Genomic DNA, 12,768 nt, shown 5'->3' on the forward strand with positions numbered 1-12,768 from the left:
AGCTGCGCGTTATCCGTGCCGCGTTTCATGTGGCACGGTCATGGAACTTCTGAGGAGATATGTGTGCATGGCATACGTAAATGGGGGCCGACGGCGGCTGCCCTGACGCTGATGGCCGGAGCATTTCAGGGAATTCAGGCGTCACCGGCGGCCGCGGCGGACTGCTGGCGATCCACGTGTGCGGGCAAGGACCCCATACAGATGGGGTGCGACGACGACGCCGAGATCCTCCAGCAGGTGACGGAGCCGGACGAATCGGTCGCGGTCCGGCTGATGTGGTCGCCGAAGTGCCAGGGGGTCTGGGCGAAGATCTCGCGCGACCTCGACACGTCCCCCGACTACGTGTACGGGACGCTGTGGACGACCCGTGAATCCGACGGCGGCATCGAGGACTACGACACGACGGGCCTTCTCGCGGACGGTGTGGCGGGCGCCTACACCAAGATGCAGAACTGGAAGACCACCACGGCGAAGGCGTGCTGGAACGACATCGATTCCCAGTACGACCCCGCGCCGCTGAGGTACGTCAAGAACAACAACGACGCCAGCCTTCCGCTCCTGCACGGCCTGTGCACGGACTGGATATGAGGAAGATGATGCGCAGAAGAGGTTTCCGGAGACATCTCTCCACGAACCCGTTGCTGGCCCTGAGCGTGGTGGCGGCGACCGCGGCCCTGGTCCCGCTGGCTCCCTCGGACGCCACGGTGCGGACGGCCCCGGCCGCCGCCGACGGCACGACACCCCGCCTGTTCTCCGCGCCCGGCAAGGACCTGGGTGCGGGTTACGCATCGTCGGCGGACGAGATCGTGCAGGCCACCGGTGACGCCGAGGGCCTGCACATCCTCGCGGCGCGGGAGGGCGACGGGTTCTCCTTCTACGAGATCGCCCGCCTGCACCGCACGGAACTGTCCGAGGTGGGCCCCTGGACGGGCTACGTCTGCACCACGGGGTCGGGGAACTACGCGGCGGCGGTCTACGCCCCGTCGGCCTGGTCCAACGAGCCGGGCGCGTACGAGAGCGGCGCCTTCGCCGCGGTGATCCGTCTGTCCGACGGCAAGGTCACCGAGATTCCCGACCGGGTGCAGCTGGCCTACTTCACGCCGGGCTGCGGGACGGGCGACGAGGTGGCCTTCACCTCCAGTTCGGCCACCGACAGGTCGGCCGGCTCGACGACGGTGATATCGGTCGACGCGGCCAGGGGATCGGTGTCCTCCCGCCGCACGGTCGGCGGCTATCTCACGCATGTCATGCCCACATCAAAAGGCACGGTGGGTGTGCTCGGCGGCGACCTCGTCGACCTGAAGGGCAACGGCAAGAAGCTGTCGGCCCGCAAGCTCGCCGCGGTGCCCGGGCCGATGTTCGCGCTGGCCGCCTCGAAGAACGGCGCCGTGGACGTCGGCACCGTCGACGGCACCAGCAGCGTCATCTCCCGTTTCGACGGCAGGCACTTCACCGAACTGGGCCGCGCCCCCAAGGGGAACGTCAAGCTCCTTCCGGTGGCCGGCGGCGACGCGGTCGTCGGCGATGTGAAGGACATCGACACCAGCAAGGCCCCGGGGCTGGCCAAGCACGCCGTGCCCGGCCGGGTGGCCGGGATCTCCCGCCAGGGCCACCTGGTGACCAACTCGGTGTTCTCCGAGCAGATGAAGGGCATCACCACCGGCATCGGCTCGCCCTCGAAGAAGGGCGCCGGCACGCTGACCGTCAAGGCGACCGCGCTGCGGACCGGCGCCAGGGCGACCGCGCTTGTGGACGCCGACCGCAGGCGGCCGAAGCCGGACACCTCGCCGATGGACCCGGCCGCCTTCGCCATGGCCGGACCCGACGACCAGGACCCCGCCACCTGCGGCGAGGGCGGCCCGGAGTCGCAGTGCCTGTCCGGATCCGGCGCCCCGGTCTGGGGCAAGGTCGGGGAGATGGAGACCCCCTGCATCGTCAAGCGCAACGACCCCAAGCGCCAGGCGCTCCAGCCCAGCGCCAACATGGTCGAGTGGGCGGTCGACCAGGCCGTGCACGGCGATCTGACGGTGTCCCGCCCGGCCGACTGGCACGACACCGGTCTCGGCGCCTACACCCCGCAGGGCCTGTTCCCCAAGCCGAAGCTGACCGGCGGAGGGGACATCCCCGCACAGGTCATGCTGGGCATCCTCGCCCAGGAGTCCAACTTCAAGCAGGCGTCCTGGCACTCCATGAACGGTGACTCGGGCAACGTCACCAAGTCCGACTGGTACGGCAACGAGAACGGCATCCACGGCTACCCCGACCGGGAGAAGGCCGACTGCGGTTACGGCATCGCCCAGGTGACGACCGGCATGTCGGAGAAGCACGACGAGCAGCTCGACGCGCTGCACGCCGGCGCCGTCACCACGGACTACGCGGCGAACATCGCCGCCGGCCTGGGGATCCTGGCCGAGAAGTGGAACCAGCTCAAGGCGCTGGGCATGAACGTCAACGGCGGCAGCCCGGCGTACATCGAGAACTGGTACACGGCGCTGTGGGGCTACAACTCCGGCGTCTACACCTCCGGCTCCGTCGGCCTGGGCTTCTTCAACAACCCGATCAACCCGCGCTACCCGGCCGACCGGCAGCCGTTCCTGCGCTACAGCTACGACGACGCCTCCCACCCCGGCGACTGGAACTACCCGGAGAAGATCTTCGGCTGGGCAGAAGTCCCGCAGATGACCTGGGACGCGGAGGAGTCCTACTCCGAGCCGGACATGCCGTTCGGCGTCATCAAGGTCCCCCCGCGCACCCTGTTCTGCGACCCGTCCCTCAACGCGTGCGACCCGGACGCGGCCGACCCGTGCCCGAGCTGGGACGCGCAGTGCTACTGGGACGGCACCGTGGACTGGATGGGGCCGCAGAGCACCGACAACTCCACCACCGAGAAGCTCAGCTACTCGCTCGGCTCCGGCGAGCCCGAGCTCAAGAGCAAGTACGAGCACGGCCCGTGCATCGACCACCCGAGCGTCTACCCCAACGCCATCGTCGTCGACGACCTCGGCGAGCACGAGAACACCTACGGCTGCGGGGACTTCGAGGCCGCCGACGACGGCAAGTTCACCCTCCAGGCCGGTGACAACATCACCACGCTGAGGGACGACGGGACGTTCCGCGCCACCCCGTACCTGGCCCCCATCGACCTCCACCAGCTCGGCGCCGGGTACGACCACCACGTCTTCTTCACCCACAGCTACGGCGACACCGACTACTTCCACAAGATCACCGGCCGGTGGGAGGTCAACCAGGCCAAGCTGCCGTCCGGCGACCAGCCCGGCCGGCGCTACAAGGTCTTCCTGCACCTGCCCAGCCACGGCGCGGAAGCGATCGTCCGGTACAACTTCATCCCGGGCGACAACACGATCGGCGCCAAGCCCGACTACTGCCGGGTCAACCAGGCCACCCGCAGCGCGGGCAAGGACACCTGGTTCGAGATGGGCACCTTCTCCTTCTGGAAGGGCGGCCGGATCGAGGCGGACAACCTCCACGACGCCGGCACCGGGGACGACAACGTCGTGTTCGACGCGATCGCCTTCGTCCCGTTCAACTACGCCGATCCCGGCGCGTGCAACCTCAACGACGGTGGAGTGTGATGCGCGCCGCCCTCCGCGTTCCCGCCGTGCTGATGACGGTCTTCATCGGCACGGCGGGAGCCGCCTCCTGCAGCGGCGACGGCCCCGGCGCCACGGCCTCCGGCCGCCCGAGTGCCGCGGCGCGGCCCTCCGCGTCGGCCACGCCGCGGACCCCGCCGCGCGCCGCCGATCTGCCCGAGCACGCGGTGACCGGCGACAAGCGGCCCGCATTCGGCGCGGCGAGCACCATGACGCGCGGATACACCGGCAAGGAGTTCCTCGCCGGACTCGCCGCGGACTGGAAGCTGAAGCTGGACGAACCCGTCGAGCAGGAGATGCCCGACGGCGGAAAGAGGACCTACGTCAACGGGCGCGGCGGGAACGGCATGACGCTTTCCGCCGGATACGCCGATCACGAGAACATGTCGTCCCTGCTGTGCCGGACCGGCACCGGCCGGTCCGGTGGCTTCGGCTTCCTCGCCGCCTGCGCGGGGATCGACGTGGCCGGGGTCGACCACGGCAAGGCGTCCTCGTGGCTCGCCCGGGCGAAGAAGGAGACCGACTCCCTGTACGCCAGGAAGGTCGCCGAGACGGGGAACAAGAAGGAGTACGTCGTCAGCGGGGTGTTCACCTCGGGGCCGGTGACGATGGTGCTGCACCGGGCGTACGACAAGTACTCGCTGCGGATCCTCGGAGGCGCGGTGGCGTCCGGCTGACAGCCGGACCCCGGAAGAGGAGGCCCCTGCCGTCATCGGCGGGGGCCTCCCCGGCGTGATCCGGACCCTGGACCCTAGGGGTGCGAGCAGATCAGCTCCTCGCTCTTGTCCTTGTACTCCTGCATCTCCTCGGCCGTGTAGCCCGATTCCTTCAGGCTCTGCATCAGCGCCGCGGTGTCGCCGCACAGACGCGGGCGCTGGCGTGCGAGGTAGGACTTGACGCCTTCGGCGCTCAGGTCCTCCCACGCCCGCTTGATCTCGTCGTTCTTCTCATGCGCGTAGGAGAACTCGACCCATTCCCGCTGCGGGGCCGTCAGGCGGGACGTGTCGATGGACGTGTCGTCACCACCGCAGGAGGTGGCCAGCAAGGTGCACGCCACCAAGGCGAGACATGTACGCGCTTTCTTCACGACTCTCTTCTTCCGCATGGACCGCAGGCGGGCGCATCTTACGGCATGTACGTGCCAATCATGGAGGGCGGACGCCCGTTCCCCTGCCCGGCCGCTCCGACGCGAAGACCCCGTGCACACCAGTGGTACCGAGAGGCCACGCGGAGTAACCTCGGCTGACATGACGCGCACGGGGGAGCGAGCCGTCAAGTCACGGTTACGGATACCGTCCTGGATCGCCCGCATCGGGGAACCGGACGGGCTGGTGCTCGGAGCGGGGGTGCTGCTCGCGCCCGACCGGGTGCTCACCGCCGCCCACGTCGTCAGCCCCGGCCGGCCCTACGTCGTCCACTTCCTCGGCGTGCCCGGCGTACCCGGCGTGGCCGCCACGGTCCGCCCGGACGAGCACGTGCCGCAGCGCGAGGACGCCTTCGGCGACCGCAGCGGCGACCTGGCCCTGCTGCGGCTGGCCGAGCCACTGCCCGCCGAGCACACCACCCGGCTGCACCGGCTCGCCGCGCCGCACGGGCCGGTGAGCATGTACGGCTTCCCGGACGGCGACGCCGGCGGACGCTGGCACGGCGCCACCCTGGTCGCCGCCCGCGGCCGGGACAGCCAGGTGCAGCTGCGCCCGCAGACGCCGGGCGAACTGGCCCTGCCCGGCTTCAGCGGCGGGCCGGTGATCGACCACGAGACCGACCAGGTCATCGGGATCGTGCTCAGCGTCGACCAGGGGTCCGGCTCCGTCTTCAGCTACATGAGCCCCACCGAGACCGTGCTGAGCCACCTGCCGCAGGCCGCCGCCTGGAGCGCCGGCGCCGAGGCCGTGGACCCCGCGCTGCGCAGCACGGCGACGCCCGCCGCGGGCCGGCTCGACGTGCCCTTCGCCACCGAACTCGCCTCCTGGTTCCGGGGCGAGGGCTGGCCGGTGCTGGTCACGGTCGTCCCCACGCGCGGCGCACGCGCCTGGACCCTCGCCCGCGCGGTCACCCTGGCCGACCGCGAACTGCGCACCCGGCAGACCACCAGCGCCTTCACCCACGACCCGCCCGAGACCGTGCCCCCGGCCGGCGGACACGACCTGGCGCTGGACGTCGCCGACCTGACGGCCGGCCAGGTCATGCGCCGGATCGCCGAACGGCTCGGCATCAGCGGCGACCCCCGGCCGGAGCGGCTCGGCGCCCTGCGCGTCCCACTCGCCGCCGTACTGGCCGGCGTCGACCGGGCCGCCGACCCCGACGACCTGCTCGCCCTGCTGGAACGGCTCGCCCAGCAGGGCGCCCGGCTGCTGCTGGTCTTCCGCCGCCGGGGCGGCCGCGCGGACCAGGCGGCCGAGTCCTTCGTGCGGCGGCCGCTGCACGGCCGCTGGAGCCGGCTCGGCAGCGAACTCGACCACATCGTCGACGAGCTGGGCCCCGCGCTGGACGAGCGCCGGGACCGGGTGCTGGCCGACCCCGGCACGCGGCTGCTGCTGGACCAGGCCGAGGCCGGCGTACGGCGCACCCGGATGCTGCGCGAATGGGTCGCCCACACCCCCGAACGGGAACGCGAACCCGGGCGCGCCGACCTGCTGTTCACCTTCGAGGACGCCGCCGAGCGCCGCCGGCAGCGGCTGGAGCAGGCGCTGGACGCGCTCGACTCCCGGCTGCGCCGCCGGGAGGAGCTCCTCGGCCGGGTCACCGCCGAGTGGCCGCTGTGCCGACAGCGTGCCGGGTCCGGGGACGACCGGGTCATGGAGGCCTACCGGCTCTACGAACGCGCCCTGTCCCTGCTGCGGCAGACCCCCTGCGACGTCGCCGAGGCGGAGCGCGCCGCGGAGCGGTTCGTCGGCTTCTGCTCGGCGACCGCCTCCGGGAACGGGGGCGGCGCCCGATGACCTCGTGCCTGCGGCCCGGCTGCGCCGGCCACGTCATGGCCACCGGCTACTGCGACACCTGCGGCCACCGCCACCAGGAGCCGGCGGCGGGCCGGCGCACCGGACAACGCCCCGAGCCGCCGGCCCCCGGGCCGGGCGCGGGCGCCGGCGCCGAGGAGCCGCCCACCCCGGCCCCGGTGCACGTCGTGGCCGGGGTGGGCGAACTCGACCAGCACGGACTGGTCCTGCTGCCCGACGTGCCCGTCCCCGAGGGCGGACTCGTCGAGGACCCCCGGCCGCCCGCCGGCGGCCGCCGCTGCGGCGCGAACGGCTGCACGATGACCATCGGCGTCGGCTACGGCGGCCAGCCCGCCCGCGCCACCGGCCGCTGCCCGCGCTGCGGCACCCACTACTCCTTCCTGCCCCAGCTGGAGAAGGGCGACGTGGTCGCCGGCCACTACCGGATCCTCGGCTGCCTGGCCCGCGGCGGCCTCGGCTGGATCCACCTCGCCGAGGACACCCGCGCCGATGGCTACCGCGTCGTCCTCAAGGGCCTGATCAACGTGCACGACGCGCTCGCCCGCCGCAACGCCGTCGAGGAGCGCCGCTCGCTCACCGACCTGCACCACCCCGACATCGTCCGCATCATCACCTACGCCGAACACCAGGCCGCCGGCCGCTCGCCCACCGGCCACCTCGTCATGGACTACATCGCAGGCCGCTCCCTGCAGCAGCTCTTCGACGCCGACGACGCCGAGCGGATCTTCCAGGGCCGGCCCCGCCTCGACCACGTGCTCACCTACGGCTGCAAGATCCTCGGCGCCCTGCAGTACATGCACGAACGCGGCCTGCTCTACTGCGACATGAAGCCCGCCAACGTCATCCACTTCGGCCGGGCGATCAAGGTCATCGACCTCGGCGCGGTCCGCGCGATCGGCGACCGCGCCTCCGCCTACGTCTACACCCCGACCTTCGCCCCGCCGAAGGAGGAGATCGACAGCCGGGGCTGGCACGTCGACAGCGACCTCTACACCGTCGGGATGACCCTCCAGGCCCTGGCCCGGGGCGCCGAACCCGCCCGCGGGCTCGCCCCCGACTCCTTCCGCCGCGTCGTCGACCGCGCCACCCACCGCGAACCCCGCGCCCGGTTCCGGTCCGCCGCAGAGATGTCCCGTCAGCTCTGGGAGGTGCTGCGGGAGTTCCGGTCGCTGCAGTTCGGCGAGCAACTGCCGGAGAGCTCCACCCGGTTCCGCGCCTCCGAGGCCGGACTGGACGCCGGGCTCGGCGCCATCCCCGCCCTGGACCACTGGACCGGCCGCCCCGGCGGAGAGCCCGCCGCGCTGGACGTGTCGCCGCCGCCGCCCGCCCAGGTCGCCGGCGCCCTCCCGGAACCGGTCCCCGACCCCGAAGACGGCGCAGCCCTGCTGCTCGACACCTTCCCGCCCGACGCCCCCGACCGGGTCGCCCGGCAGTGGCCCCGCGAGTCCCGCCTGGGCACCCCCGAGACCGCGCTCTGGCTGTGCCGCGCCTATCTGCGCAAGGGCGAACAGGGCGAGGCGGAGAGCTGGCTGGCCGAGGCCGAGACGCTGCTCGGCGAACGCTCCGCCGCCTACGACTGGCGCATCGCCTGGCACCGGGGCGTACTGCACCTGAGCAAGGCCGAGGTACGTCAGGCCGGAAGCTGCTTCGAGGCCGTCTACCGGGCGCTGCCCGGCGAGTACGTGCCCAAGCTCGCCCTCGGCCACTGCGCCGAACACGCCGCAGACCGGGGCCAGGGCCGCGCGATGCGGTTCTACGAGGCCGTCTGGGCACGGGACTTCGCGCACACCGCCGCAGCGTTCGGACTGGCCCGCGGCCATCTGGCCGCCGGCGACCGGGACGCGGCCGTCCACGTCCTCGACGACGTGCCCGCCACGTCCCGCCACTACGACGCCGCCCGCATCGCGGCCGTACGCATCCGCGCCGGTCTCCTGCACGGCCGCCCGCCCACGCCGGCCGACCTGCGGGACGCCGTACGGCGGCTGCCGGAGCTGCACCTGGACGGCGGCGCCGCCGACGGCGGGTCGCGGGCCCGGCTGGTCGCCGAAGTCCGGGAGAACGTCCTGCACTGCCGCCCCGAACAGGGCTGGGGTCCCGACTTCCCGGCCGGCGAGCTGCTCGGATCCGGCGCCGAGAACCCGCTGCGCGCCCTGCTGGAGCAGTCCTTCCGGCAGCTCGCCGCGCAGGCGGGCAACGCCGCGGAGCACGGCCGACTGCTCGATCTGGCCCATGCCGTACGGCCGATGACCACGTTCTGAGCACACCGACCGGACCCGGGAAGCGCGAGAGGAGGCGGCGATGAGCACGGGGAGCACGGAGAGCGCCGGGGAGATCGAGGTGACCCTCGCCGTCGGCCAGAACAAGGAGCTGCCCGTGGCGCCGGCGGCGGGGCGGCCCCGCGTCCGGGAGATGCACGCCATCCTGGAGATCGGCGTCAGCGGCGGGGGCGCCCCGCTCGCCGCCGGCCCCGCCCGCGGCGCCGGGCCCGCGCTCGCCGAGGTGCTGATCGTCGACACCTCCCGCTCCATGCTGCACCCGGCGGCCAAGCTGCACGCCGCCAAGGACGCCACGGCGGCGGCCCTGCGGCTGCTCCCGGAGGGCTCCGCCTTCGCCGTGCTGTCCGGCCGGTTCGACGCCTCGGTGGTCCATCCCGGACCCGGCCAGGAGACGATGGCCGTCGCCGGACCCGCCGAGAGCGCGGCGGCCGAGCGCGCCGTACGGCTGCTGGACGCGGACGGCGGCACCGCCATCGGACACTGGCTCGACCTGGCCCGGCGGCTGCTGACCAAGCAGTCCGCGCCGGTCAAGCACGTACTGCTGCTCACCGACGGGCGGAACGAACACGACCACCGGGCCGCGATGTCCCTGGACACCGCCCTGGAGGCCTGCGACGGACGGTTCGTCTGCGACGCCTGGGGGATCGGCGACGACTGGGACGCCGACCTCCTGCTGCGCATCACCCGGCGGCTGCACGGCCGGGCCGGCGCGGTCCGCCGCGAGTCGGAACTCCCGGCCGCGTACGAGGAGCTGATGAACGCGCTGCTCGGCACGGCGGTCCCCGAGCTGCGCATCCGGCTCACCCCGACCCCCGGCACGGTGATCCGCCAGGTCAAACAGGTGGTGCCGGGCGAGCTGGAACTCCAGCCCGCGGAGAGCGCCCTGGGCGAGCGCGGCGCCGAGTACGTCACCCGCGCCTGGGGCGAGGAGACCCGGCACTTCCAGGTCGTGCTGACCGCCGACCCGGCCGGCCGCGAGACCGGCGAGGACCTCCAGCTCGCCGCCGTGGAGGTGGCCGTACCCGACTTCGGGCACCCGGTGCGGCTGCCCGAACCGCGGCCCGTGCTGGTCCGCTGGACCGACAACCCGCTCGACGCCTCCCAGCGGCATCCCGGGGTCCGCCGCCACGAGCTGTACCAGCAGACCAGCGCGGCCGTGGCCCGGGCCTACCGGGCCTGGCTGCGCCGCGCCGAGGGCAGGGCGGAGGCGGACCGCGCCCTCGCCAGGGCGCTGTCCCTGGCCGGGGAACTGGGCGACGCCCAACTGCTCGCCGCCCTGCGCCGGATCGAGGCCGGCCCGGGCGCGGGCCGGGTCCGGGACGGCCTGAAGGACGTCGACTGGCAGCACCTGATCCTCTCCAGCGCCATGACGACACCGCCGCAGCCACCGCCGGCCGGGCCGCCGCCCGCCGCCGCGGCCCCGCCGGAACCCGGGCCGCTCGCCCCGGCCGGGTCCGACGACCTGGTCGAGTGCCCGGACTGCGCCTGGCTCGGCCCGGCCGACTCGGTCTACTGCGGGGGCGAGTGCGGCCGCCTGCTGAGGGGGACGGCGTGAGCGCCGCGGGGGAGCCGGCGGCGCGCACGGAGCGGGGCCGGTCACCCGGCGGCCCGCTGCCCGCGCGCCGCACGACGGTCCCACGCGACCGCGCTCCGCTGCCCCGCCTGCTCGGCCGCCTGCTCGGCGCCGGGCGGCGGCCGGCGGACGGCGGCAGCACCACCGCCTACGACCTCGCCGTGCGCCGACGGCTGCTGCTGGCCCTGTCCGCCCTGCTCACCGTGTCCCTGTTCGCCTCCTACCAGGGCGTGCACGGGGACGCGGGCCCGCTGCGCACCTCCAGCGCGCCCGCCGTCGTCTCGATCGACACCGCGCTGTACGCGCTCGGCGAGGCGGAGGCGGACGCGACCGGGGCGACCCCGTCCACCAGCGAGTTCCAGAAGCAGATCTCGGTGGCCGCGCAGAGCCTCGCCCAGGCCGCCGCCGACGACGTGGGCGGACCGGCCGGACGGCAGGCCGTGCAGACGGTCGCGGGTCTCATCACCGAGTACACCGGAATGGTCCAGAAGGCCCAGCTCCAGCCCAGCGGCAGCGTGCTGCGGGAGGCCTACCTCAGCTACGCGACCAGCATGCTCAAGAGCGACGAGTCCGGGATAGAGGCCAGGCTGAAGCTGCTCCAGGACCAGCAGCGGGCCGCGGTGCGGCGGCAGACCTCCTTCGGCGGGCCGCTGTGGCTCGGCTGGAGTGTGGCCGGGCTGTGCGTCCTCGCACTGGGCGCGGCCCTGGCGGAGACCCAGCTCTTCCTGCGGCGCCGCTTCCGGCGCCGGTACAACCGCCAGCTCATCGGCGCGGCGGTGCTCACGGCCGGCGGGTTCGTCACCCTGGTGCTGTTCACGGTGTGGACGCACCGGGGAATGGCCGACACGCGCGGCCTGCTGGACCGGGTGGTGGCCGGGCAGGCCGTCTCCGACGCGGGTCCGCGCACCGCCTCGTACCTGGTGCACACCGGCTTCCGCGCCGCGGCCTCGGCGTGGATCGTGATAGGAGGCGTCCTGCTCATGGCACTGACCGAGACCGGTCTGCGGCCGCACATCGACGACTACCGGTTCGGGCCCCGGTGAGCGCCCCCGTCAGCGGCCGGGACGCCCCCGGTACCCGGCGCCGCGCGGTCCGCACCGTCACCGTCGTGGTGAGCTGTCTGGCCGTGCTGGCGGCGGCCGTCGTGGCCGGCGTACGCGTCCTGGGGACCGAGCCGACCGTGACCCTGCTGGCCAACTGGACCGGCAGGGACGCGCGGTACTTCCGGGAGGCGGTCATCGACCCCTTCGAGCGGGAGAACCACATCCGCGTCGACTACCAGGGCAGCTCCGCCGAGAGCCAGGTGCTCAGCGCCGACGTGGAGACCGGCACACCACCCGACGTGGTGGTGCTCACCGGCCCCGGCGAACTCGCCGACTACGCGGGGCGGCAGCGGCTCGAGCCGCTGGAGAACCTGATCCGCCGGAAGGACTTCAGCGAGTCCTGGGCCACGCCCCTGAACGGGCACGTGTACTGGTTCCCGCTGAAGGCGGACCTGAAGAGCATCGTCTGGTACCCCGCCCGCACCCGTCCGGGGACGCTGAAGGAGGTCGCGCGGCGGCCCGGCCAGTGGTGCCTGGGCATGGGCTCCGGCGCCACCAGCGGCTGGCCCGGCACCGACTGGATCGAGGACATCCTGCTGCAGCAGTACGGTCCGGGCACCTACGAGAGCTGGGCGCGCGGCCGGCTGCCCTGGCAGTCCAGGCAGGTGAAGCGGGCCTGGACCACCTGGGGCCGGCTGGTCGGCGCCGGCGGCCCCGACGATCTCGTGCGGCGCGCCCTGAAGACCGAGTACCAGAAGGCGTCGGAGCTGGTCACCACCGACCCGCCGCAGTGCACGCTGGAACACCAGGCCTCGTTCATCCGTGACCTCGACCCCTGGAAGAAGGCCGACGGCCGCTACACACCCTCGGCCCGGCTGATCCCCGGCGCCACCGCCGGCGACGCCTGGGAGGTCTCCGGCGACCTGGTCGCCCTGCTGCGCGCCACCCCGCAGGCCGAGAAGCTGATCCGCCACCTCGCCTCCGCCGGGGCCCAGCGCGCCTGGAGCGCCAAGGAGTCCGGCTTCTCCGTGCACGCCGGGGCCCAGCCGTCCGCCGAGGACGGCGGCGCCGGCTGGCACCTCTCACTGGCCCGGACCCTCCTCGACCCGGGCGCCGTGCACTGCTTCGACGCCTCCGACGCGATGCCGCCGCAGGTCCGGGACGCGTTCGCGCAGGCGACCATCGACTTCCTCGCCGACCCGGGCGAACCTCATCTGGACGAGCTGCTGAAGAACCTCGACAGCCTCAGCAGCCCGGAGAGCCTGACCTGGCTCAACTCCGTCTGCGACCACGGCACCTGAGCGC

The 12,768-nt window shown here is 73.2% G+C and carries 9 protein-coding genes; 8 read left to right on the plus strand and 1 reads right to left on the minus strand.

Annotated elements, in window-relative coordinates; translation table 11 throughout:
* The first annotated feature begins 111 nt into the window (after window positions 1-111).
* The 3 genes from ACFQ9Z_RS29850 to ACFQ9Z_RS29860 are packed head-to-tail and all read left to right on the plus strand — an operon-like array spanning window position 112 to window position 4,288.
* Window positions 112-588: a DUF2690 domain-containing protein gene (locus ACFQ9Z_RS29850; protein ID WP_383025820.1), complete on the plus strand. Its 477-nt coding sequence runs from the start codon at window positions 112-114 to the stop codon at window positions 586-588.
* Window positions 585-3,593 carry a hypothetical protein gene (locus tag ACFQ9Z_RS29855; protein WP_383025824.1) on the plus strand — a complete coding sequence of 1,003 codons (3,009 nt, stop codon included), beginning with the start codon at window positions 585-587 and terminating at the stop codon, window positions 3,591-3,593. Before ACFQ9Z_RS29850 ends, ACFQ9Z_RS29855 begins: the two co-directional genes overlap by 4 nt.
* Complete coding sequence (locus ACFQ9Z_RS29860) at window positions 3,593-4,288, plus strand: hypothetical protein (protein WP_383025827.1); 696 nt, start codon at window positions 3,593-3,595, stop codon at window positions 4,286-4,288. The genes ACFQ9Z_RS29855 and ACFQ9Z_RS29860 overlap by 1 nt, the downstream gene beginning before the upstream one ends.
* A 74-nt stretch (window positions 4,289-4,362) precedes the next feature.
* Here ACFQ9Z_RS29860 and ACFQ9Z_RS29865 read toward each other — a convergent pair whose 3' ends face one another.
* On the minus strand, window positions 4,363-4,698 hold the full coding sequence (locus tag ACFQ9Z_RS29865) for a hypothetical protein (RefSeq protein WP_383025830.1): 336 nt from the start codon (window positions 4,696-4,698) through the stop codon (window positions 4,363-4,365).
* Window positions 4,699-4,858: 160 nt separating this feature from the next.
* Between ACFQ9Z_RS29865 and ACFQ9Z_RS29870 the strand changes: the two genes are divergently transcribed.
* Genes ACFQ9Z_RS29870 through ACFQ9Z_RS29890 form a run of 5 tightly spaced genes read left to right on the plus strand, consistent with a single transcriptional unit; the run spans window position 4,859 to window position 12,764 of the window.
* On the plus strand, window positions 4,859-6,553 hold the full coding sequence (locus ACFQ9Z_RS29870; RefSeq protein WP_383025834.1) for a trypsin-like serine peptidase: 1,695 nt from the start codon (window positions 4,859-4,861) through the stop codon (window positions 6,551-6,553).
* The gene (locus ACFQ9Z_RS29875; RefSeq protein ID WP_383025839.1) at window positions 6,550-8,829 is read left to right on the plus strand and encodes a tetratricopeptide repeat protein; all 2,280 of its coding nucleotides are present in this window, start codon (window positions 6,550-6,552) and stop codon (window positions 8,827-8,829) included. The genes ACFQ9Z_RS29870 and ACFQ9Z_RS29875 overlap by 4 nt, the downstream gene beginning before the upstream one ends.
* A gap of 40 nt (window positions 8,830-8,869) precedes the next feature.
* Window positions 8,870-10,402 carry a VWA domain-containing protein gene (locus tag ACFQ9Z_RS29880; RefSeq protein WP_383025842.1) on the plus strand — a complete coding sequence of 511 codons (1,533 nt, stop codon included), beginning with the start codon at window positions 8,870-8,872 and terminating at the stop codon, window positions 10,400-10,402.
* Window positions 10,399-11,463, plus strand: coding sequence for a hypothetical protein (locus ACFQ9Z_RS29885; protein ID WP_383025845.1), 1,065 nt, complete (start codon window positions 10,399-10,401; stop codon window positions 11,461-11,463). Before ACFQ9Z_RS29880 ends, ACFQ9Z_RS29885 begins: the two co-directional genes overlap by 4 nt.
* On the plus strand, window positions 11,460-12,764 hold the full coding sequence (locus ACFQ9Z_RS29890; protein WP_383025849.1) for an extracellular solute-binding protein: 1,305 nt from the start codon (window positions 11,460-11,462) through the stop codon (window positions 12,762-12,764). Before ACFQ9Z_RS29885 ends, ACFQ9Z_RS29890 begins: the two co-directional genes overlap by 4 nt.
* Window positions 12,765-12,768 lie beyond the last annotated feature (4 nt).

The organism is Streptomyces sp. NPDC056580, assembly GCF_042793175.1.
GTDB lineage: Bacteria > Actinomycetota > Actinomycetes > Streptomycetales > Streptomycetaceae > Streptomyces.